Genomic DNA, 21,395 nt, shown 5'->3' with positions numbered 1-21,395 from the left:
TGGACGACCTGCTCAGAAACGAAGTTCGCGAACGGTATCGAGGTCGATGCCGTGGCGCGCGTAGATCTTGATCGTGTTCTCACCGGTGAGGTCGGATTCGGTATAGCCGAGCAGTTCGGCGGCGCGGATCACGTCCCCCTTCGTAGCCGCCTCGATCTCCAGGTACGGCGGAATCTGGGGCCAGCTGTCGATCTCGAGTTGCGCGCCATCGAGTGTGAAGCTTGTCCGCTTGTTTTCCTGGTAGGACTTCGCGGTGAAGCCCAGCATTTCGAGCAGGGCGTTGGTGGTGGCGAAGTCGTCGACGGTCACCTCGAGTTCGTGGGTGCCGTCGATGGCGTCGCTGGTTATCTCCTTGACGGCCAGCGTGGTTTCATTCCCGTTGTCGCGCAGCCTGATCCACTTGCTGTCGATGCCGGGCGTGATGTCGTAGACGTAGCGTCGCATGAGTTGCTCGCCGAGCTTTCGGCCCCCTTTGTCCAGGATGCGCTGCTCAATGGTGTCGGGATCGATATCGAGTACTTTGGCTTCGTGCTCAATGGGCAACGGGTCTCCTTCTCGCGTCGGTCGATGAGTTGACGTTATCCGGCGCAGCCGGCGTGAGCCTGTGATATTCGGCCACCGACGACGTTGACATACACCGAGGTCACTGATACTCATGTGCTATGACTGGGCCGGATGATTTCGAGTTCGAAGCCGTCTACCGAGGCACGGGTGGCCCGTTCGGGCCGGGCGTCAAACCGCCGTGGAGTATCGGGGAACCTCAGCCGGAACTCGCCACGCTGATCGAGCAGGGCAAATTCCATGGAGATGTCCTCGATGTGGGATGCGGGGAGGCGGCGATCTCGCTGTATCTGGCCGAGCGGGGCTACACCACCGTGGGACTGGATCTGTCGCCGACCGCGATCGAGCTGGCCCGCGCCGAGGCGACCAGGCGCGGCCTGGCCAACGCCTCCTTCGAGGTCGCCGACATCACCTCCTTCACCGGCTACGACGGTCGCTTCGACACGATCGTCGACAGCACGCTGTTCCACTCGATCCCGGTCGAGTCGCGGGCGGGCTACCAGCAGTCGATCGTGCGCGCCGCCGCGCCGGGCGCGTCGTATTTCGCGCTGGTCTTCGACCGGACCGCCCTGCCCGAAGTACCCGTGCCGGGGCCGGCGCCGGTCACCGCCGACGAGCTTCGCGAGGCAGTGGAGAAGTACTGGGTGATCGATGAGATCAGGCCGGCACGAATCCATGGCAACCTGCCCGTCGGCGACTTCGGCCCGACCGACGGCCCGAGGTTCCGGTTCGAGGGCATCCGCGACGAACCCAGCGGCCGCAAGTCGGTACCCGCCTGGCTGCTGTGTGCCCGGCTGGGCTGATCCTCCACAAAGCCGGCTGGCGCTGATCGTGGCCCATCAGGACAGCGTAAATCCATGAGCAGCAGCGCTTCTCCCGCGCCGAGCGAATCGACATACGGCTGCCGGTGATCTCGGCTGCGACGCCGGTGAGACCTTCGGACGGCACTTTGTGGAGCGGATCACCAAGACCCGTTCCGAGTGGTACCTCGCCGTACCCCTTGGTAGGTTTCGGCTTGTTCGCGCAGCGTCGCGCATCACCTCCAGCCTTCGATTCGCGAAACCTTCCTTCGATCCACAGTTTGTGCGCCTCTTCCGTCATGGAAGGAGGCGGGAATCGTCATATCCACGCAGCCGATTTCGCGGCCATTCTCGACGGCGAAGTCGTCGGCGGCACCGATCGAGCTTTCTCATCGCACCGCGACGACACCGCCCTCCTCATGCTGCCCGCCCCGCTCGTCGCGGGCGTGGCTGTCCCGTCCCATCAAGCCTTGGAGAACCGGTGGTAACTGCACTACCTCACCAGCCCGTGGAACTCGACGCGGTCATCTTCGACTACAACGGCGTCATCGGCCTGCAACCCACTGTTCCCAGGTGGAGCAGGCTCGCCGAACTCGCCGGATGGCACGCAGACCAGCTCGGGCTTTTCCAAACTGCCTTCTGGAGCGCCCGCGAACCCTACGATTCCGGCGAGTTCGACGACGCGGACTTCTGGACCACCGTGGTCGGCCATCGCCCGGACCCGGAGCTGCTCACCCGGTTACGTGCCGTCGACACCGCGATGTGGACCCGGACCGACGACCGCGTCGTCGCACTCCTGCACCATGCCCGGCGGGCAGATCTGCCGATGGTGCTGCTCTCCAACGCACCTCATCCGGTCAGCGATGCCCTCGACGCCTCCGATTGGCGCACGCTGATGACCGACGCCCTCTACTCGGCCCGGCTCGGCATGAACAAACCCCACCCCGACACCTACCGAAACGCACTCGCCGCGACCGGAGTTCGCGATCCCGGCCGCGTCCTGTTCGTCGACGACCGCGCTGACAACTGCCGAGCCGCCGCTCACCTCGGTCTCCGCACTCTCCACTACACCGGCTCACCCGCCGACATCGAGGATCACCTCCGCATCGCTACTGTCGCCGCGTAGCTCCCTGCGAGTCGTCACAAAATCAAAAAGGCGAGTGCTCTACACGAGCACTCGCCTTCCCATTTGTGGAGCTAAGGGGAATCGAACCCCTGACCTTCTCGATGCGAACGAGACGCGCTACCAACTGCGCTATAGCCCCGTGCGGCTCCGGGGAACCGCGCTGTGACACTGTATCAGGCGGGGTGGGCAGACTCCGAATCGTGTGGGTGACCTGGGGGGATGGATCAGGCGCCTGCGGCGCGGCGCATGTCGCCGGTGCCGCGGCGGAGGGCGCGGGCGGTGGCGGGGTCGAAGGCTTCCAAGTGGTCGAACGTGGGGTCTTCGTCGTCCACTTCGATGAGGGCGGAGCGGCGGCGCAGGGCGCGGGCGGTGTCGCGGTCCATGACGCGCTGCTGGGCGCGCTGTTCGGCTTCGCGTTCGGCCTCGATGTGCTCGCCGCGACTGCGGGCCAAGCGGGCGAGGCGGCGGCGGCGGATTTCCTCCTCCATGCGGACCTGCTTGCGCAGGTACGCCAGGTAGGTCACCAGGACGAGCGCGGAGCCGCCGCAGCCCCACCAGAACATGGGGCTCAGCGCCACCGAGAGTCCGCCGAAGGCGAGGGCGGCCAGGACGAGGCCGAGCACCGCGCGCTGACGGAAGGTGTAGCGGGCCGCGCGCGCGATGGCGTCGGCCTCCGGGTCGAACCCGCCGCGGCCGCGCCGGGTCGGCACGAAATCCGAATCGTCGGAGTCGGATTCGTCGAATCGGGCGGGCGCCGCCATCCGGGCCGGGGGGATTCGGGCACCGGTCGATTCGGTGTGCTCTAAAGCCACCCGGTCATCATCGGCGGTCGCCGGTTGCTTCGCAGCCGTTCGGGCCGTTGCGATTTCGGCATCATCGGAATCGGCGGCGTCGATTTCTTCGGCTTCGTCGTCGAATTCACTATCCGCACCGTCGAATTCGTCGTCCGGGTCGTCGATTTCGGCATCGGATACCGCCGACTCGGCTTCGGGCGGGCTGTCCGCGGGATTGTCGTCCTCGGTGACCTGCTCGTCGGCCGGTGGGGTCATCCGGTCCTCCGCATCATCGCTGTGGGAAAGCTTTCTCTGCACTCGGGTCGGCCGGTAATCCGGATCACTGTCGTGTCCCGCGGCCGGACCACTCTTCGTGCGCCGCTTGGAACCTCCGCGGTGCAATACGCGCGTCGCCAACGCCGCGTCGGTCGTCTGCCTGATCCTGGGGTGCCGGTCGGCGAGGATCGGGAACAGCACAAAGACCCAGAGCACGACCAGGCCGATCCATAGGATCGAATTCGGCATCTCGCCTCTGCACCTCCGTCCCCGCCGCATCGTCCGCTCGGCCTTTCGACCGGTCGCACCGCGCCCCGTCGCGGTGCGTTCGCTCGCCGCAAAACGCCTCGGACGGACGGAACGTCCGGCCGCCGTGAGGCGTATTCGGCACTGCCTCACAGGCTGATTGCCGGTGGCGCGGGGCGCACCTCCGACGTCCGTAGGTTAATTCCGTGGCGCACCAAGTTCGGTCAGGCGCGCCGTGCACATACGCCACACCTGTCACAGTTCCACCATTTTCGCCGCGCGCCGAAGTCAGCCGGGCGCGTCGAAAACAGCACGGACGTACAGATATTTCAGGGCAGCGTGGCCCGGCCATCGCGCACCAGTCGATCGACGACGGTCCCCGCCACCTCCTCGACGGTGATGCCGACCAGCAGGTGATCGCGCCAGGCCCCGTCCACATCGAGGTACCGCTTCAGCAGACCCTCCTCGCGAAACCCCACATTGCGCAGAACCGCTTGACTGGCGAGGTTTTCCGGCCGCACGGTCGCCTCGACCCGATGCAATCCGACCGGCCCGAAGCAGTGGTCCAGCCCGAGCGCCAACGCGGCCGTCGCCACGCCCTGCCCGCCCAAATCCTTGGCCACCCAATAGCCGATCCATGCCGAACGCAGTGCACCGCGCACGATATTGCCGACGGTCAGCTGCCCGCTGAACGCGCCGTCGACCTCGATCACGAGCGGAATCATCGCACCGCGCCTGGCCTCGGCCTTCAGACTCGACCACAGCGACGGCCAGTTCGACACGTGGTTGCGTGCCTCCCAGGCACCGCGCCCGGTCGGCTCCCACGGCTCCAGATGCGCCCTGTCGCGCAACCGGATCCGGCTCCATGCCGCCGCATCGCGCAACCGCACCGGACGCAATGTCACCTCCCCCGCCGCGACCTGCACCGGTCCCAGATGCGCGGGCCAACCGGGATGCTGCGTGACCCGGAACACATTCATCGTCTCCACGCCTCAGCCACGCTGTGCGAGAAATGCGACCCGGACCTCGTCACCGGTCCTGATCTCGGTGTCGTCCGGGTCGATCACGATCAGACTGTTCGCCTCGGCCAGCGTGGCGAGCAGATGCGACGAACCGCCCGCGCCGCCGCCGAGCGGCTGCACCAGGTAGTCGCCGGTGGCCTCATCGCGCATGAGTTGCGCGCGCAGGTAACCCTTGCGTCCGGCCATCGAGGAGATCGGGGTGATCGTTCTGGCACGGATGATCCGGCGCATGGGATGTCTGCGCCCCAACGCGATTCGGATCAACGGTCGCACCATGACCTCGAAAACCACCAGTGCGCCAACGGGATTCGACGGTAGTAAGAAAGTCGGCACCTCATCGCGCCCGAGCCGCCCGAAACCCTGCACGGAGCCGGGATGCATGGCGACCCTTGCGATTTCGAGTTCACCGAGCCCCTCGAGCGCCTCACGGACCTGCTCCGAGGCCCAGCCGCCGATGGCGCCCGCGATCACCACGACCTCGGAGCGAACCAGCTGACCCTCCACCACATCGCGCAGCCGCCGCGGATCCGAACTCACGATGCCGACCCGGTTCACATCCGCGCCCGCGTCGCGCGCCGCGGCGGCCAGTGCATAGGAATTCACGTCGTAGACCTGCCCCGGCCCCGGCGTCCGATCGATGTCGATCAACTCGCCGCCCACCGAGATCACCGACAGCCGCGGGCGCGGATGCACCAGCACCTTGTCCTGACCGACCGCGGCAAGCAGACCGACCTGCGGCGCACCGATGATGGTGCCCGCACGCACCGCGACGTCGCCGGGCTGCACATCGTCACCGATGCGCCGGACATAGTCACCGGATCGCACCGGCTCGTACACCTTGATCCTGGCCCGCCCGCCATCGGTGAAATCCAAGGGCAGCACGGCATCGGCCAGCGTCGGCAGCGGCGCACCGGTATCGACCCGCACGGTCTGGCGCGGCTGCAATCGGATCGGCTGCTTGGAACCGGCGACCACCTCGCCGACCACCGGCAGCGTCAGATCGACGAGTTCGCCGTCCTCGTCGCGGATATCGGTGCCCGCGGCGGATACATCGACGCTGCGCACCGCGTAACCATCGATCGCGGCCTGATCGAAGCCGGGCAGCGGCCGCTCGGTGACCACATCCTCGGCACACAGCAGGCCTTGCGCCTCGGAGATCGCGACCCGGACCGGCCGGGGCGCGACCGCCGCAGCCGTCACCTTGATCTGCTGATCCTCAACCGAGCGCATCCAGCCCTTCCTGATCTCTCCGCACCGACCCGATTCCGCGACCGCGCAACCGAACCCGCGCGGCTCTGCCCGATCCGCGGTGCTCCCGGGGCTCTACGTGGTTACGCAAGCTGCCGCCTCCGAGCCCGTCGCTCACACCGCAGATGAACCATCATTCGTACCCGACGGTCCACTATCGGCGAAACCCGACGCCCGCGCCTATCAGTCGTAGGTCGTCAGCTGTGGGTCCCAGTCCGCACTGAGCCGATGCTGCAGCCACTCCCGCAGGGCGGGGCCGTATTCCTCTCGTTCCAAAGCGAAATCGACCGCAGCACGAAGATAACCGCCCGGGTTGCCCAAATCGTGGCGCGACCCACGGTGGACCACCACATGGACCGGATGGCCCTCCTCGATGAGCAGTGCGATCGCGTCGGTGAGTTGTAGCTCGCCGCCGGCACCCGGTTCGATCCGGCGCAGCGCGTCGAAGATGGCGCGGTCCAACAGGTATCGGCCCGCGGCCGCGTAGGTCGACGGTGCGTCCGCGAGCGCGGGCTTCTCCACCATTCCGTTGACCCGCAGCACATTCGGGTTCACCGCATCGGGTACCGGCGCGACGTCGAAGACACCGTAGGCGCTGACCTGATCCTTGGGAACGTCGATGGCGCACAACACAGTTCCGCCGCGCTTGCGCCGGACCCGGCTCATCACATCGAGCACGCCACACGGCAGCACCAGGTCGTCGGGCAGGAGTACGGCGATGGCATCCTCGTCGTCATCGAGGGCGCCCTCGGCCTGGGCGACGGCGTGGCCGAGACCGAGCGGCTCGTCCTGGACCACTGAGGTGACATCGAGCAGCGCGGGCGCCTTGCGCACCTTCTCCAACAGCTGGAACTTGCCGCGCTCGGCGAGCGTGCCCTCCAGCACCAAGTCCTCGACGAAGTGTGCGACCACCCCGTCTTTACCCGGCGAGGTCACGATGACCAGCCGCTCCGCACCGGAATCGGCGGCTTCCGAGGCGACCAGTTCGATGCCAGGAGTGTCCACCACCGGCAGCAACTCCTTGGGCACGGTCTTGGTCGCGGGCAGGAACCGCGTCCCGAGTCCGGCCGCGGGCACGACGGCCGTGCGGAAACACGACACGACCGCGCCATTCGCGGGTTGTCCGGCCTTTGCTGTCATACGCCTACCCTATCCATCCGTCACCGGCCCGAAGCAGCCATCACGCCGACTCGGGTCCCGGTGAGCTTAAGGTGATCACCGTGGAGATGCCCGGCGAGCGCGACAAACATGCCTGGCGGGCGGAAATTGGTGCTCGACGGGCCGCGATGACCAGCGCCGAACAGGAAAATGAGGCGCGTGAGCTGGCCCACAGTGTCGCCGAGCTGGACGTCCCCGCATGGGTGTGCGCGTATGTGCCGGTGCGCGGTGAACCCGGATCGACGGCGATGCTGACGGCTCTGCGTGCGGCAGGCGCCCGGGTGCTGCTGCCGGTCACCGGACCGCCGGGACCGCTGCAATGGGCCGAGTTCACCGGCATCGATGACCTGCGGCGCGCCAGATTCGGGCTGCTGGAACCCGTCGGCGAGGTGCTCGCCGATGCGATCGCGCTGGCGGAGCTGATCCTGGTCCCCGCGCTTGCGGTGGATCGCCGCGGTGTTCGGCTCGGCCGCGGCGCCGGGTACTACGACCGGACGTTGTCCGCGGCCCGGCCGACGGCGCGGCTGATCGCGGTGGTCCGCGATGACGAACTGCTCGACCGGCTCCCCGAGGAACCGCACGATCTGCGCATGGGCTGGGCCCTCACACCGCATGGCGGACTGCATCGATTGGGTGGCGATGAGGATGCGGAATGAAATACCGATTAGCGGTGTTGGCACTGTCGGCTGTAGAGTGCCAGATTGACGAACCCTGCGGAGGATGCTGTGCCAACTTATTCATATGCGTGCACCCAGTGTGACAACCGCTTCGACATCGTTCAGTCCTTCACTGATGAGGCGCTGAGCGTCTGCTCGGAGTGCTCGGGCAAGCTGCGCAAGCTCTTCAACTCGGTCGGCATCGTGTTCAAGGGCAGCGGTTTCTACCGCACCGACAGCCGCGGCGGCTCCTCGACCGCGAGCGAGCCCGCGAAGTCGGACAGCGGTGCAGGCAGCTCCACGTCGAGTTCGGATTCCGGTTCGTCCAGCAGCTCCAGCACTACCAGCACGGCCGTCGCCAGCTGAGTTTTCCCTGGTAGAAGCAGCCCTGTGGGAGTTATCCCCAGGGCTGTCGTCATCCACAGGGCACGCCTTTCCCGGGCGAGTCGCAGTGCCGGTGGCCATAGGCTCCGGGCATGGCTCCCCTGGGCATCATTTCGTCGGACAAGACCCGATCCTTCGCCGATCTCGGTCGCGGCGACTCGCTGCGCTCGGCGATCTGGAATAGGGCGAGTTGGAATAGACCGCCCTGGGCGGATGCGCTACTCGCCCGACGCCTGCTGGCGGCGGCACTCACCGCACTCGCGATCGTCCTGTTCCTGCGCGGCGATCCTGGCAGTGCACGCACCGAGGTCGTAGTGGCCGGACGCGATCTGCCGCCGGGCCATCTGCTCGAGGCGACCGATCTACGCTCGACACCTCTGGAATCCGGCACGCTGCCCGCGGGCGCGGTCGCCGATATCGCCGTTTTGGTCGGCGCGACGCTGACCGGTGGGATGCGCACCGGCGAGGTATTCACCGATCTGCGCATCGTCGGACCGCGACTGGCGGCGGTCGCCACCGGGGCGGGCGATGCCCGCATCGTGCCCATCCGGCTGGCCGATTCCGCGGTCGCGGAGATCCTGCGGGCGGGTGACCGGGTGGACGTCATCGGAGCCGAGGAGCAGAGCGGTCCCGGCACCCGGCCCGCCCGGCTGCTTGCGATCGACGCCGCGGTCGTCCTGGTATCCGGTCCCGGTGACCGGCGCGGCGCGCCCGAGCGCGTGGTGCTGGTCGCGATGGACGCCGAACACGCCACCGCGGTTGCCGCCGCCTCGCTGCGCACCGCGCTGACCGTGGTTTTTCATTGACCGCAGTTCGCCGAGAATTTGCCATCAAGGTCAACTAGCATCGGTCGATACGGCAGCCCGAACCGCCGAGCAAAACGTCAGCTCCCACCCGAAGAGGAGATATCGGCAATGCTCAAGGGTTTCAAGGATTTCCTACTCCGCGGAAACGTCGTCGACCTGGCAGTAGCCGTGGTGATCGGTACCGCGTTCGTCGCGATCGTCACCGCCTTCACCAATGGCATCATCAACCCGATTCTCGCCATCTTCGGCGAACGGGACGACCTCGGCCTCGGTTTCCAGTTGATTGCCGATAAACCGGCAACCTTCGTGCAGGTGGGTCCGCTCATCACCGCGGCCATCAACTTCGTGGTCATCGCAGCGGTGCTGTACTTCGTGCTGGTGCTGCCCGCACTGCACGCGAAGAAGCGGTTCGGCACCACCCCGGACACCGAACTCAGCGATTCCGAGGTGCTGATCGAGATCCGCGACCTGCTCTCCGACAGCCAGCGCAGCGCGGGTGGACGTCACGAATTCTGAATCGAATTCCCCTGCCCGACAACATGAGCAGGAATTCGACTGCACCACAATCACATACGGTAATTCCCTGCGCCACAAGGCAAACGGGCCCGTCGCACGTGCGACGGGCCCGTTCACATATTCGAGCGGAGGACTCAGCCGAGACTGAACGGCTGACCCCACAACGTCGTCCAGGTGATGACATTGTCGGTCTCCACCTCGACGCTGACGAAGGCACGAGCCTGCGCGTAGCCACCACAGCCGGACAGGCCGATGGTCTCGTCGGCCCAGGTGACCGAGCCGCTGCCGCCCTTGAACTTGTTGCGCTTCTTGTGCGCCTCATTGCCGAAGTCGTCGGCCTGCTCGAGATCGAGCACGTAGAACGACTGCGCTTGGCCGGGACCGAGACTCAGGTTGGCACCGCTATCGGCGCTCACCTTCGGCTTGACGTTCTGGCTGTCGCTCCAGTCCAGACCACCGGTGACGCCGCCGTCGACGCCGCCGCCGTCGATATTCACTTGGCAGGCAACGACATAACCCGGGAAGATCGCGCCGTTCCAGCCGTCGGTCACATCGACCTGCGCGCTACCGGACACCCACGCATTGCGGTGCACGGGTGTCGCGCCCATGGACGGATTGATATTGGCCGATTCGCCGACCAGCCGAATGGTGAGAACCGTTCCGTCGGAAAGCGTTTTGACGATTTGACCGCCCGGCAGCGGAATGAAGGTGTCGGCATTCGCCGCACCGGTGGACAACAGGCCGAGTGCCAGCGCGGCGGCGCCGCCGAGCCCGGCCACGCGCGCCACAAACTTACGATCGATCATGATTGGTACTACCCCTAGCGATTGAGTTCGATGAATTCGATTCGGCGAGTAGAGATTCGACAGATCCCACCGCGGTCAGCCGATACTGAACGGCGCTCCGTACAGGGTGACCTTGGAGTAGTTGTCGCCGATGATCTCGACGACGGTGTAGGCACGCGCCTGGGCATAGCCCGCGCAGCCCTGGATCTCGATCTCCGCATCCTGATACTCGACCGAGTAGCGACCCGGCTTCAGAATGTCCTTGTAATCGATCTGAACGAACTTGACATCGCCCGGGCCGAGATTGAGGCCGATCGACCCACCGAGCGAACCGCCCGAGAGGTTGATACTGCCGGAAACCCCGGCCGAGATCGCGTTATCGGCGATGCTCACCTGGCAGCCGACGATATAGCCGGTGCTCAGCTGCGAAGCGCCGTGCGTCGAGGAGTTATTGGTACCCGGCGCCCCGGAGGCGCCGTTGTTCGGGCCGATGGTGCCCTCGGGAGTGACGGACACATCGGCATTGGCGTTGCCCGAGACCCAGACGACTCGGCCCGCGCCATTCGCGGCCAAAGATGGTGAAATCAAGGCGTGTTCACCCGTCCGGCTGACGGTCACACCCGGGCCCAGTTTCTGGCCGTCCGGCAACGGCACAAAAACGTCGGCGTTGGCAGCGCCGGTCGAAAGCAGGCCCATCCCAGCAGCGGCGGCGACAACGGCACCCGCGACGCGGACACCTCGACGCAGACCGCTGGTGCGGTTCTTGCTCATACTTCCCCTCATCGGATTCTAGCGGTCGGCCTCGGGGTACCGAGGACGAAACCCTTTCATGCGGACACCGCTCGCTGGAAAGACATTGGCCATCAAGCGGTTTGCCGACAATCTCGTCGGTGGACGATCTTGGGTGCGCCCAATATTAGTGGTTTGCGCCGAATTCCTGTGAGATTTCGCACATGTTACCGCTCGATCCGCTACGATCTGCGAATTCGGCTGGGTGCCAGGGGGTTTCACAACGAAAACGGGCCCGCCGCGAATGCGACGAGCCCGCTTGTGTTTTCAGGGTACGCTGCCCCTGTCGATCAGCCGAGGCTGAACGGCTGGCCCCACAGCGTGGTCCAGGTGATGACGTTGTCGGTCTCCACCTCGACGCTGACGAAGGCACGAGCCTGGGCGTAACCGGCGCAGCCGGTCAGACCGATCGTCTCGTCTGCCCAGGTGACCGAGCCGCTGCCGTTCTTGAACTTGTTGCGCTTCTTGTGCGCCTCATTGCCGAAGTCGTCGGCCTGCTCGAGATCGAGCACATAGAACGACTGCGACTGGCCGGGGCCGAGAGTCAGGTTGCCGCCGCTGCTCGCGCCGACACCACCGGTAACGGTGTCACCACTCCAGTCCGCGTTGCCATCGACACCACCGGTGGCGCCGCCACCGGCGATGTTCACCTGGCAGCCGACGGTGTAGCCCGGGAAGATCGAGCCGCCGCCATCACCGGATACCGAGACCTGAGCGCTACCCGAAACCCACGCGTTGCGGTGCAGCGGAGTCGAGCCCATGGACGGGTTGATGTTGGCGGATTCGCCGGTCAGGCTGATGGTGACCACGGTGCCGTCGGACAGCGTCTTGGTGATCGAGCCACCCGGCAGCGGAACAAAGGTATCGGCGTTCGCGGCGCCGGTGGAGAACAGGCCAAGAGCGACAGTGGCAGCGGCGCCTACACCGGCCACCCGTGCCACGTTCTTACGGTTGATCATGCTAGTAATCCCTCGAGGGTTGATTCGCTTGAGCGAGAAGAATATTCGTGGATTGACCGATATCAGCCGATGCTGAACGGCTGCCCGTAGAGGGTGGTCTTCGAGTAGTGGTCACCGATGATCTCGACGACGGTGTAGGCACGCGCCTGGGCGTAGCCCGCGCAGCCCTGGATCTCGATCTCGGCATCCTGGTACTCGACCGAGTAACGGCCCGGCTTCAGAATGTCCTTGTAATCGATCTGAACGAACTTGACCTCGCCCGGGCCGAGATTGAGGCCGATCGAACCGCCGAGCGTACCGCCCGAGAGGTTGATACTGCCGGAGACACCGGCCGAAATGGCGTCGCTGGCGATGCTGACCTGGCAGCCGACGATGTAGCCGGTGCTCAGCTGCGATGCGCCGTGCGTCGAGGAGTTGTTGGTACCCGGTGCCCCGGAGGCGCCGTTGTTCGGCCCGACCGTGCCTTCCGGCGTCACGTTCACATCGGCGACAGCATTGCCCGAAACCCAGACCACACGGCCGGCACCGTTGGCCGCCAACGAAGGCGAAATCAGGGCGTGCTCACCAGTACGGGTGAGCGTCACATCGGGGCCGCCCTTCTGGCCGTCCGGCAACGGCACAAAGGTATCGGCATTGGCAGCACCGGTCGAAAGCAGGCCCATGGCCACGGCCGCGGCAGCGCCGACGCCCGCGATCCGGGCACTGCGGCGCAGACCGTTGGTGCGGTTCTCGCTCATACTTCCCCTCATCAGGTTCTAACAGTCAACCTCGACCATCGAGGCTGGACGTTGGTCCTCTCAGGCCCAGCTCAGTTTGTGCCCCGATTGTTGCCGATACGTAACCGGCTGTTATTTCGGCGCAACGGTCAGTGCTGGCATCGGAACCGAGCCGGGTTCCGCCGAGTCGACAAACGTACGTGCCGCACCCGGGCCCGCGAGGTCCAGCAGCGTGGGTGGCTCGTGGCGAGATTAAACCGACCAGTAACGGTCTGGCAACGTAAGTTTCCGTTAAGATCAATGTGATCTAGATCACACCATCTCAAATGCTCATATTGCTTGACGTGCATAAACAGGAAATAAGCGCCACCCGAACGACCGCAAAGGGCGGCCGCAGTCGCAACGATGCCGATGGTAACTACGGGACAGCATCGTACTTGAAGGTCAAGCAAACTTCAGCGTGAGGAATTCGCAATGGATGGAGGCGCGATCGCGAACGATGGTACGTGGCTGGACCGTAGATGAGTCACGAGCCGTGATGGGGTGGCACCTGCGACCGGAGCCAGTCGTCGGATAACGATTCGGTCTCGTCGCCGCGCTCGTCACCGGTCGTCTCCGGGAGGACCTCACCGAAAATTTTTGCCAGACGCGCCGCGTCCCTCGCCCGGCGTGTCGCCGGACGAGGGTCGTCGGAGGAGTTCGCGGCGGTAATTTATTCCGCCAATCCGGACAACTCGCCGATCACTCGGCTGGCGAGCGGACCGAGGGTTGCCATGCCGTCGCGGACCGCGGACCGGCTGCCCGGCAGGTTTACCACCAAAGTGCTGCCGGAGATTCCGGCCAGACCGCGCGAGAGGCCGGCGTCGAGCGAACCGGCTACGCGACCGGAGGAACGCAGCGCCTCGCTGATCCCCGTCAGTTCCCGGTCGAGCACCTGCGAGGTGGCCTCGGGCGTGACATCGCGCGGGGACATGCCGGTGCCGCCGACGGAGATGACCAGGTCGACACCGCCGATCACCGCGGTGTTGAGCGCATTGCGGATCTCGACCTCATCAGCCTGCACCGATACCGAAGCGTCCACCAGGAAACCCGCCTCGGTGAGCAGCTCGGTGACCAGCGGCCCGAGCGAATCCACACCTCCATGCGCCGTTCGATCGTCGACGACCACCACCAGAGCACGCCCCGCGACAGGAGCATCGATTTCCATGTTGGTAACCGTAGCGTCCAGATCGACGAGGTGGGCGTCGGCTCCCGGTCCTGCCGACAATCCGCCGGGCAGAACCCGCATCATCGGCCACCGTCCGCGGCCGCACCGGAGAGCGTCACGTCGACTGTCTTGGGGTTGTTGCCTTGTTCATCGGTGTAGGTGACCTTCACCTTGTCTCCTGGCTGATGGGAACGGACGGCGGCGATGAGTGCGTCGCCCGAGTCGATGGTCCGGCTGTCCACCTTGGTGATGATGGCCCCGGCCGGAATACCCGCCTTGGCGGCCGGACCGTCCGGGGTCGCCTCGAGCACCCGTGCGGCGGTGTCCTGCGGGCGCAGTTTGATGCCGATCTGGGCGTAGGTGGCGTGACCGGTCTTGATGAGTTCGTCGGCGACCCGGCGGGCCTGATCGACCGGGATGGCGAAGCCGAGGCCGATGGAACCGCTCTGCTGACCGGTCGCCTCGCTGCCGCCGAGGCTGGCGATGGCGGTATTGATGCCGATGAGCTTGCCGTTGGCGTCGACCAGCGCGCCACCGGAGTTGCCCGGGTTGATCGCGGCATCGGTCTGGATCGCATCGATGACCGGCTGCACCTGGCTCGGGGTGCCCTCACCGTTGGTGGAGACCGGGCGGTTGAGTGCCGAGACGATGCCCGTGGTCACCGTGCCCGCCAGCCCGAGCGGCGAGCCGATGGCGATGACCGGCTGGCCGACCGCGAGATCCGACGAGCTGCCCAGATCGATCGGGGTCAGTCCGTTCTTGCCCTGCACCTTGATCACGGCCAGATCCGAGACCGGATCGGCGCCGACCAGCGTGGCCGGTGCGGTGGTGCCGTCGGCGAAGGCGACCTCCATCTTGGCGTTGGTGCCACCGCCGGAGGCGACATGGTTGTTGGTGAGGATCAGACCGTCGGAGGACAGCACCACACCGGAGCCCTCGCCCTGTGCGCGATTGCTGGCGACCTTGATCATCACCACGCTCGGCAGCACCTTCTGCGCCACCGCCTGGGTGGAGCCGGCCGGCGCGTTGGTGACATTGCTGACGTTGGGTTTGGGCACGTCCAGGGCATTGGTCACCGTGCTGTGGCCGTTGTCGGAACGGGTGACCAGCGAGCCGACCGCGCCACCGACACCACCGCTGACGAGTGCGAGCGCGACCGCGCCGACGACGAGACCGGTGCGGACCGGGCGGCGTGCGGGTTCGGGCTGCGGCTCGGCGGCGAACGCGGCGCCGGGATACGGCCCGCCGGGTGGGACGGGCGGGGCGTAGGACGGCTGGGCGTATTCCGGACCCGCTTCGGGACCGGGGAATTGCTGAGTCGAGTTGGGCGGCATGCGTTGCTGCCAGATCGTCGGACGCGGTGTCGGCGCCTGAGGCCCGTATCCGGATTGCGCGTAGGTCTGGCCCGGTGGTGCGACCGGGATCTCCTGGGTCGGATGCGGACCGGACACGGCGTCGGCGTTATCCGGCTGCGGCGTCAAGCCTTCCTTGGAATCCTCGGTCATTTTTCTCCTTACGTCTTCGACCAGCTTGGCGACGACGACTGAGAGCGGACTGAGACGCTGCTTTCAGTTTTCCGAGTATTGCGGACGGACCGGGTAAGGCCCGGCCATCACCTTAGTCTCCAACGGCGTCAATCGGTTACGGAGTCGACCACACCGTCGAGCATGCTGGCCGCACCCGGCAACACGATCCGAATCAGGGCGCCGCCGCGCTCGGAGGTCTCGATGGTGATCGTGCCGCCGTGCTTGGTCACCACCTGTTTGACGATCGCCAGGCCGAGCCCCGAGCCCGGCATGGAACGCGATGCCGTGGTCCGATAGAAACGGTCGAACACCAGCTCGCGCTCGGCGGCCGGAATGCCCGGTCCGGCGTCGTCGACATCGAGCTCGAGCAAGCCGCGACCGGTTTCCCGCATGGTGACCTTCACCTGCACGCCCGCCGGACTCCACTTCGCGGCATTGTCGAGGACATTCAGAATCGCCCGCTCCAGGCCCGCCTCATGGCCGTATACGAACCAAGGCTGCAGTTGTGCGGCGAACTCGATGGAACCGCGACGGCGCCGGGCCCGCTCGAGTGCGCGCTCGGCCACCTCGCCGAGATCCACTCGCTCGTAAACGGTTTCGGGCGCGTCCTCGCGGGCGAGATCGACGAGATCGCCGACCAGGGTCGACAATTCCTCGATCTGAGCCATCACATCCGCGCGCAGCTCGGCCATGTCCTGTTCCGGAATCTGCGGTGCGCCAGGGCGACTGGAGGCGATCAGCAATTCCATATTGGTGCGCAGCGAAGTCAGCGGGGTGCGCAATTCATGTCCGGCGTCGGCGACCAATCGGCGTTGCCTATCGCGCGATTCGGCGAGTGCGCGCAACATTGTGTTGAAGCTCTCTGTGAGCCTTGCGAGTTCATCGTCACCCGTTACCGGAATCGGTGTCAGATCATCGGTGCGCGCGACCCGTTCGGTCGCCGCGGTGAGCCGTCCGATCGGGCGCAGCCCGGTGCGACCGACCGCGGTACCCGCTGCCGCTGCCAGCACAACTCCACAACCGCCCACCACGAACAGCAACCAAGCGAGCCGATCCAATACCTCGCGGGTCGGTTGCAGCCGCTGCGAGATGACCAGCGTCGCGCCGGAATGTGTCGGCATGGCGAGTACCCGCTGATTACTCACGGTGCGCAGTGACGAGGGCAGCTCACCGTTCGCGACCGCGAGTTCCTGGGTGCCGACCGGCGGAATCGTTTGCTGCGGCGGCATATACGCCTTGTCTTTCGCGTATATCAACGCCACTCCGACATCATTGGAGTACAGGCCGGCCAGCACGATCGACTGGAAACCCAAACTGTCGAAATTATTGTTGATCATGGTGTTCGCGCGCGCCCGGAGCTGTGCGTCCACATCGGCGTTCAGTGCGCGGGCCACCATGGCATAGGCGGCGATGGAAGTGACGGCCACGGCGATGGCGACCACCGAGGCGGCGAGCAGGGTGACCCGCCAGCGCAGGGAGACCGACCTGGTCAGGGGCATGGGCGGGCGCATATCCGGCGGTTCCGAGGGATATGCGCCGAGCGCCGCGACCACTTGTCGCTTGGGATTGGTTCTGGCCATGGGGTGTCGACTCGCCTACGGAGGAGTTTCGCGCAGCACGTAGCCGACACCGCGCACGGTGTGGATGAGCCGGGTCTCGCCCTCCGCCTCGGTCTTGCGGCGCAGGTAGCCGATATAGACCTCGAGCGCATTACCGGAGGTCGGGAAGTCGTAGCCCCAGACCTCCTCGAGAATGCGGCTGCGGGTCAGCACCCGGCGCGGATTGGCCATCAGCATTTCCAGCAGCGAGAACTCGGTGCGGGTCAGGCTGATCGAGCGGTCGCGTCGCGTCACCTCGCGGGTGACCGGATCCAGCGACAGATCGGCAAACGTCATGGTCTCGGAAACCTCGCCGGGATCGGTGGCACGGCGACGCAACAACGCGCGCAATCGGGCCAGCAATTCCTCTAGTGCGAAAGGTTTCGGCAAATAGTCATCGGCACCGGCATCGAGTCCGGCTACCCGTTCGGAAACCGAATCCCGCGCCGTCAAAACCAGAATCGGCAGATCGTCTCCGGTGCTGCGCAAGCGTCGGCAAACTTCGAGCCCATCCATCCGGGGCATCATCACATCGAGCACGAGTGCGTCTGGTCGCTGCACAGTTGCTTTCTCCAGTGCGTCCACTCCGTCGACCGCGAGATCGACGGAGTAGCCGTTGAAGGTCAGTGACCGGCGCAGCGATTCCCGGACGGCACGATCGTCGTCGACTACCAGAATGCGCATGCCCCCAGTTTGACCGCATCGACTGAGAGTCGACTGAGAGGGCGCCGCCCGACACGCCGCGCCAGCATCGATGCCGCCCACTAGGGGCTGGACGAGCGACCAGCAGGTTTGTGATCACGTACAGATCTCGACGGAATCCGGCAACCGTTTTGGGCGACGAAAGCCGTTCTGAGTAGCCATATTCGAGTGAATTGCAGAGCGACTGCCCCAGATTGCCGTTAGTCACTCTGCGCGGTATGTTCCCTGCGGTAAAAAGAAGACCTCTAGTTGGTTCTCAGCGGGTTGAATCAAAACCGAACAGCCACGCGCCATCCGGGGGCACACGTGCAAGCTCGTGAAGCGGAGGCAACGGAAGCGGATGGAAGCTGCACCGCGGTCCTGGCAATTCAGTCTGTCCAACTGGTCGGTCACTCGCAAGGTTGGCATCGTGCTGGTCCTGCCCGTGCTGCTGGCCACCGTCTTCGCCGTGCTTCGCATCAACAACGAACTGCGCACGATGTCGCAGTTGGATGCGGCGACCGAACAGGTCATCATCATTCGCCCGATCGTCAAGTTCGGCACGGCCACCGAACAACTCGCGGTCGCGGCGACCGCCTCCTGGGGTAACACCGCGGATCCGGCGACGGACGCGGCATTGACGAAATTCGATCAGGCGCTCGCCGATCTCGAGGCCGGAATGCGCACCACCAAGGTGAGCACCCGGGTCACCTCCGAATTGGCCTCGGCCGTCGCCACCGGCACCACCATGCGCAATAGCCTGCGCAACGGATCGCCGATGATGGTCGGCGAGCAGGCCGACGAGATCGCGGTTCGCATCGGCAACGCGTTTGCGCTGTCGCCGTCGGTCGAGGACCTCAACATCCAGCGCTACTTCCTGCAGATCGGCGCGATCCAGAACGCCCGGCGGGTACTCACCCAGCAGCGCATGATGATCGGCTCCCCCGATGCCGGCCGCAATCCGAGCGTGCGCGCGAAGGTGCTCATCTCGGCCGGCGCCGAGATGACCATGATCAATACCTACGGCATCATCCTGCTGGACAATGCGCCGAATATGCGGCCACTGCTGGACGCGGTCGGCATCCGCCTCGGCGCATTCAGTCAGAACGGCGGGGATCCGACATCGAATCCGGCCGTACTGGATTCACTACAGGCCAGCTCGGACACCTACGAGAAGACCACCAATTCCCTCGCCGACACCATCGATAAGGCGCTGGCGCATCGGACCACCGAGGCGCAGACCGGTGCGCTGCGCGAGACCACGATCGTCATCGGCATGCTGCTGGCCGGTCTTGCGCTGGCCCTCGCCGTCGCGCGCACCCTGGTCGTCCCGGTGCGCAGGCTACGCCGCGACGCGCTCGAGGTCGCGCACGTCAAGCTGCCCGACGAACTCGCGGTGGTGCGCAGCGGTGGCGCCACCCCGGAGATCACCCCGGTCGGCGTGCACACCACCGACGAGGTCGGCCAGCTGGCCCGCGCCGTCGACGAAATCCACGAGCAGGCGCTCAATCTCGCCGCCGATCAGGCCCGACTGCGACTGCAGATCGGGAATATGTTCGAAACCCTTTCCCGCCGTAGCCAATCCCTCGTCGAACAGCAGCTGTCGCTGATCGAGGATCTGGAACACGACGAGGACAATGCCGAACGGCTACAGAGCCTGTTCCGCCTCGACCACCTCGCCACCCGCATGCGCCGCAACGGCGACAACCTGCTGGTGCTCGCCGGTACCGCACTGCGCCGCGGTCAACTACATCCGGTGCCGCTATCGGATATGCTCTGGAGTGCGGTCTCCCAGGTGGAGGACTACCAGCGGGTCGAGATCGGCGCGGTGCCCGACGGCATCGTCGCCGGTGAGCCCGCTGTCGATATCGAACATCTGCTGGCCGAACTGATCGATAACGCGCTGCGCTACTCCCCGCCGACCACACCGGTCGCGGTGATGGTGGCGCGCGCGGTCGACGGCGGCTACCTGATCGAGATCACCGACCGCGGCCTCGGCATGTCACTCGAGGATCTGCAGCTCACCAACGACCGGCTGGCCTCCGGTGGTGAGGTCACCGTCGAAACCGCCCGCCGCATGGGCCTTTTCGTCGTCGGCCGACTCGCCAAGCGGCACACCATCACGGTGAGCCTGCGCCGTACCTCGACCATGGCGCAGCAGCCCGGCATCACCGCGAGCGTGCACCTGCCCGGCGCACTGGTCGCGCCGCCGCTCGATGCGACCGATCCGAACCAGCGGGCCCTCGAAGCGCAGGTCATGGCCGCGTTGCCCGCCCCCTCGCAACAACAGCCGCCGCGCACGCTGGTACCGGTGCCGAGCCTGCCGCAGCGTGAACCGTCGCGGTTCGCGGTCACCAGTTCCGGTCTGCCACAACGTCGTCCGACCATGCGCGTCGCCGACGCGCCTGAGATATCGGTACCCGGCGATGATCACACCGAAACCTCGGTCGACGTATTCGCCGAGAATCCGAGCAGCCGCCGCGGCGAGAACGACCGGTCCCGCATCGCGCCGTTCGGGCCGCCGACCCCGGCGGATGAGCCTGCCACCGGACCGAATTCGGTCATCGACGCGGAACCGCAGGTGCCCCTCGGCGCGGTCACCGATCTGTGGGCCGAACAGCCCGAAGGGCCGGTGGACACCGGATCGAATCCGATCGTCGCCCGTGAGCCCGCCGAGCCGTATCAGACCGCTGCTCTGCGGCCGTCGCTGCCGACCAGAAGGCCGCCCGCCGCAACGGAACCCGAGCCGACCTCGACTCGACTACAGCCGGTCTCGGCCGACGCCGCGACCAACACCTCGACCCGACTACAGCCTGTGCAGGGCGAGACGCCCACCCCGATCTATCAGCGGATGGTCTCGGAGTGGTTGGTCGAGCCTGCGACGGCACAACCCTCGCCCTCGGCATGGACCTCCCCCGCCGACGCGGGCTGGACAGCCGCCGAGCAGGCCAGCCATCCGACCGCCGACGCACGCACCGTCGGCGGACTGCCGATCCGCAGGCCCGGAGCGCAATTGGTGCCCGGCGGCCTCGCGCCGGTGGAGGAACCCGGCGTACGCGATCCGGAGGAGATCCGGAACAACTTGACCAGGCATCTCAGTGGGGTCCGCAGCGGGCGGGCCGAAGCGCAGTACAACGACGGAGGGCTTGTATGACCAACCCGAACAGCACCACGGACGAGAACCTCAACTGGCTGGTTGCCCGCTTCACCAAGGATGTGCCCGGAGTGTCGCACGCGGTGCTGGTGACGGCGGACGGTCTGCTGCAGGCGACCAGCCCGAATCTACCCGCGGACCGCGCCGAACAGCTTTCCGCGGTCACCGCGGGTCTGGCCAGCCTCGCCACCGGAGCGGCATCGCTGTTCGACGGCGGCAAGGTGATGCAGTCGATCGTGGAGATGCAGCGCGGCTACCTGTTGGTGATGAGCGTCGGCAACGGGTCGCACCTGGCCGTGCTCGCCAACAAGTCGCACGACATCGGTCGGATCGGCTACGAAATGGCCCTGCTCGTCGACCGGGTGGGCACGGTGGTCACGGCCACCGCCCGGACAGCCGTCTGATCCA

General features: G+C 66.0%; 23 protein-coding genes and 1 tRNA gene. 9 read left to right on the top strand and 15 right to left on the bottom strand.

What is annotated here, in order from left to right:
• Nucleotides 1-12: 12 nt before the first annotated feature.
• Entirely contained in the window at nt 13-543 is a 531-nt protein-coding gene (locus tag ACZ60G_RS34950) for a class IV adenylate cyclase (protein WP_465815615.1), read from the bottom strand.
• Nucleotides 544-662: 119 nt separating this feature from the next.
• On the opposite strand from ACZ60G_RS34950, the gene ACZ60G_RS34945 reads away from it, so the two are divergent.
• The 3 genes from ACZ60G_RS34945 to ACZ60G_RS34935 all read left to right on the top strand — a co-directional run bounded on the left by ACZ60G_RS34945 (nt 663) and on the right by ACZ60G_RS34935 (nt 2,487).
• Nucleotides 663-1,364 (top strand): class I SAM-dependent methyltransferase, encoded by a 702-nt coding sequence (locus ACZ60G_RS34945; RefSeq protein WP_465815613.1) that lies wholly within the window; start codon nt 663-665, stop codon nt 1,362-1,364.
• A gap of 296 nt (nt 1,365-1,660) precedes the next feature.
• Nucleotides 1,661-1,849 carry a hypothetical protein gene (locus ACZ60G_RS34940; RefSeq protein WP_465815611.1) on the top strand — a complete coding sequence of 63 codons (189 nt, stop codon included), beginning with the start codon at nt 1,661-1,663 and terminating at the stop codon, nt 1,847-1,849.
• Nucleotides 1,843-2,487, top strand: coding sequence for an HAD family hydrolase (locus tag ACZ60G_RS34935; RefSeq protein WP_465815609.1), 645 nt, complete (start codon nt 1,843-1,845; stop codon nt 2,485-2,487). The genes ACZ60G_RS34940 and ACZ60G_RS34935 overlap by 7 nt, the downstream gene beginning before the upstream one ends.
• Nucleotides 2,488-2,553: 66 nt before the next feature.
• Here the strand turns inward: ACZ60G_RS34935 and ACZ60G_RS34930 are convergent.
• The 5 genes from ACZ60G_RS34930 to ACZ60G_RS34910 all read right to left on the bottom strand — a co-directional run bounded on the left by ACZ60G_RS34930 (nt 2,554) and on the right by ACZ60G_RS34910 (nt 7,192).
• Nucleotides 2,554-2,626, bottom strand: a tRNA-Ala gene (locus ACZ60G_RS34930).
• A gap of 85 nt (nt 2,627-2,711) precedes the next feature.
• The gene (gene sepX, locus ACZ60G_RS34925) at nt 2,712-3,785 is read right to left on the bottom strand and encodes a divisome protein SepX/GlpR (protein WP_465815606.1); all 1,074 of its coding nucleotides are present in this window, start codon (nt 3,783-3,785) and stop codon (nt 2,712-2,714) included.
• Between the two features lie 326 nt (nt 3,786-4,111).
• A complete protein-coding gene (locus ACZ60G_RS34920) occupies nt 4,112-4,762 on the bottom strand; it encodes a GNAT family N-acetyltransferase (RefSeq protein WP_465815604.1) in 651 nt (216 codons plus the stop codon).
• Between the two features lie 12 nt (nt 4,763-4,774).
• Nucleotides 4,775-6,034, bottom strand: coding sequence for a molybdotransferase-like divisome protein Glp (glp, locus tag ACZ60G_RS34915; protein ID WP_465815602.1), 1,260 nt, complete (start codon nt 6,032-6,034; stop codon nt 4,775-4,777).
• Between the two features lie 201 nt (nt 6,035-6,235).
• Nucleotides 6,236-7,192: a UTP--glucose-1-phosphate uridylyltransferase gene (locus ACZ60G_RS34910; protein ID WP_465815600.1), complete on the bottom strand. Its 957-nt coding sequence runs from the start codon at nt 7,190-7,192 to the stop codon at nt 6,236-6,238.
• An 86-nt stretch (nt 7,193-7,278) separates the two neighbouring features.
• On the opposite strand from ACZ60G_RS34910, the gene ACZ60G_RS34905 reads away from it, so the two are divergent.
• The 4 genes from ACZ60G_RS34905 to mscL all read left to right on the top strand — a co-directional run bounded on the left by ACZ60G_RS34905 (nt 7,279) and on the right by mscL (nt 9,572).
• The gene (locus tag ACZ60G_RS34905; RefSeq protein ID WP_465815685.1) at nt 7,279-7,866 is read left to right on the top strand and encodes a 5-formyltetrahydrofolate cyclo-ligase; all 588 of its coding nucleotides are present in this window, start codon (nt 7,279-7,281) and stop codon (nt 7,864-7,866) included.
• Between the two features lie 69 nt (nt 7,867-7,935).
• Nucleotides 7,936-8,232 carry an FmdB family zinc ribbon protein gene (locus ACZ60G_RS34900; protein WP_465815598.1) on the top strand — a complete coding sequence of 99 codons (297 nt, stop codon included), beginning with the start codon at nt 7,936-7,938 and terminating at the stop codon, nt 8,230-8,232.
• Nucleotides 8,233-8,342: 110 nt separating this feature from the next.
• On the top strand, nt 8,343-9,056 hold the full coding sequence (locus ACZ60G_RS34895) for an SAF domain-containing protein (RefSeq protein ID WP_465815596.1): 714 nt from the start codon (nt 8,343-8,345) through the stop codon (nt 9,054-9,056).
• Between the two features lie 108 nt (nt 9,057-9,164).
• The gene (mscL, locus tag ACZ60G_RS34890) at nt 9,165-9,572 is read left to right on the top strand and encodes a large conductance mechanosensitive channel protein MscL (RefSeq protein WP_465815594.1); all 408 of its coding nucleotides are present in this window, start codon (nt 9,165-9,167) and stop codon (nt 9,570-9,572) included.
• 134 nt (nt 9,573-9,706) lie between these two features.
• On the opposite strand, the gene ACZ60G_RS34885 is transcribed toward mscL, so the two are convergent.
• From ACZ60G_RS34885 to ACZ60G_RS34845, 9 genes are all read right to left on the bottom strand, one after another.
• Nucleotides 9,707-10,378, bottom strand: coding sequence for an MspA family porin (locus tag ACZ60G_RS34885; protein WP_465815593.1), 672 nt, complete (start codon nt 10,376-10,378; stop codon nt 9,707-9,709).
• 75 nt (nt 10,379-10,453) lie between these two features.
• Nucleotides 10,454-11,128: an MspA family porin gene (locus ACZ60G_RS34880; protein ID WP_465815591.1), complete on the bottom strand. Its 675-nt coding sequence runs from the start codon at nt 11,126-11,128 to the stop codon at nt 10,454-10,456.
• Between the two features lie 308 nt (nt 11,129-11,436).
• On the bottom strand, nt 11,437-12,105 hold the full coding sequence (locus tag ACZ60G_RS34875; protein ID WP_465815590.1) for an MspA family porin: 669 nt from the start codon (nt 12,103-12,105) through the stop codon (nt 11,437-11,439).
• Between the two features lie 62 nt (nt 12,106-12,167).
• Nucleotides 12,168-12,842 (bottom strand): MspA family porin, encoded by a 675-nt coding sequence (locus ACZ60G_RS34870; RefSeq protein ID WP_465815588.1) that lies wholly within the window; start codon nt 12,840-12,842, stop codon nt 12,168-12,170.
• A gap of 505 nt (nt 12,843-13,347) precedes the next feature.
• A complete protein-coding gene (locus tag ACZ60G_RS34865) occupies nt 13,348-13,533 on the bottom strand; it encodes a hypothetical protein (RefSeq protein ID WP_465815683.1) in 186 nt (61 codons plus the stop codon).
• A complete protein-coding gene (locus ACZ60G_RS34860) occupies nt 13,534-14,028 on the bottom strand; it encodes a MogA/MoaB family molybdenum cofactor biosynthesis protein (RefSeq protein WP_157123982.1) in 495 nt (164 codons plus the stop codon). It abuts the gene before it with no gap.
• A gap of 80 nt (nt 14,029-14,108) precedes the next feature.
• The gene (locus tag ACZ60G_RS34855) at nt 14,109-15,533 is read right to left on the bottom strand and encodes a S1C family serine protease (RefSeq protein ID WP_465815586.1); all 1,425 of its coding nucleotides are present in this window, start codon (nt 15,531-15,533) and stop codon (nt 14,109-14,111) included.
• 128 nt (nt 15,534-15,661) lie between these two features.
• Nucleotides 15,662-17,134 (bottom strand): HAMP domain-containing sensor histidine kinase, encoded by a 1,473-nt coding sequence (locus tag ACZ60G_RS34850; protein ID WP_465815584.1) that lies wholly within the window; start codon nt 17,132-17,134, stop codon nt 15,662-15,664.
• Nucleotides 17,135-17,149: 15 nt separating this feature from the next.
• Nucleotides 17,150-17,836: a response regulator transcription factor gene (locus tag ACZ60G_RS34845; RefSeq protein WP_465815583.1), complete on the bottom strand. Its 687-nt coding sequence runs from the start codon at nt 17,834-17,836 to the stop codon at nt 17,150-17,152.
• A 358-nt stretch (nt 17,837-18,194) separates the two neighbouring features.
• Here ACZ60G_RS34845 and ACZ60G_RS34840 point away from each other — a divergent pair, with 358 nt between their 5' ends.
• A complete protein-coding gene (locus ACZ60G_RS34840; RefSeq protein ID WP_465815581.1) occupies nt 18,195-20,987 on the top strand; it encodes a sensor histidine kinase in 2,793 nt (930 codons plus the stop codon).
• Complete coding sequence (locus tag ACZ60G_RS34835) at nt 20,984-21,391, top strand: roadblock/LC7 domain-containing protein (RefSeq protein WP_040695425.1); 408 nt, start codon at nt 20,984-20,986, stop codon at nt 21,389-21,391. Before ACZ60G_RS34840 ends, ACZ60G_RS34835 begins: the two co-directional genes overlap by 4 nt.
• Nucleotides 21,392-21,395 lie beyond the last annotated feature (4 nt).

The sequence above is a fragment of the Nocardia sp. NPDC102475 genome (genome assembly GCF_055584605.1).
This window is presented reverse-complemented; position numbering and strand designations above follow the sequence as displayed.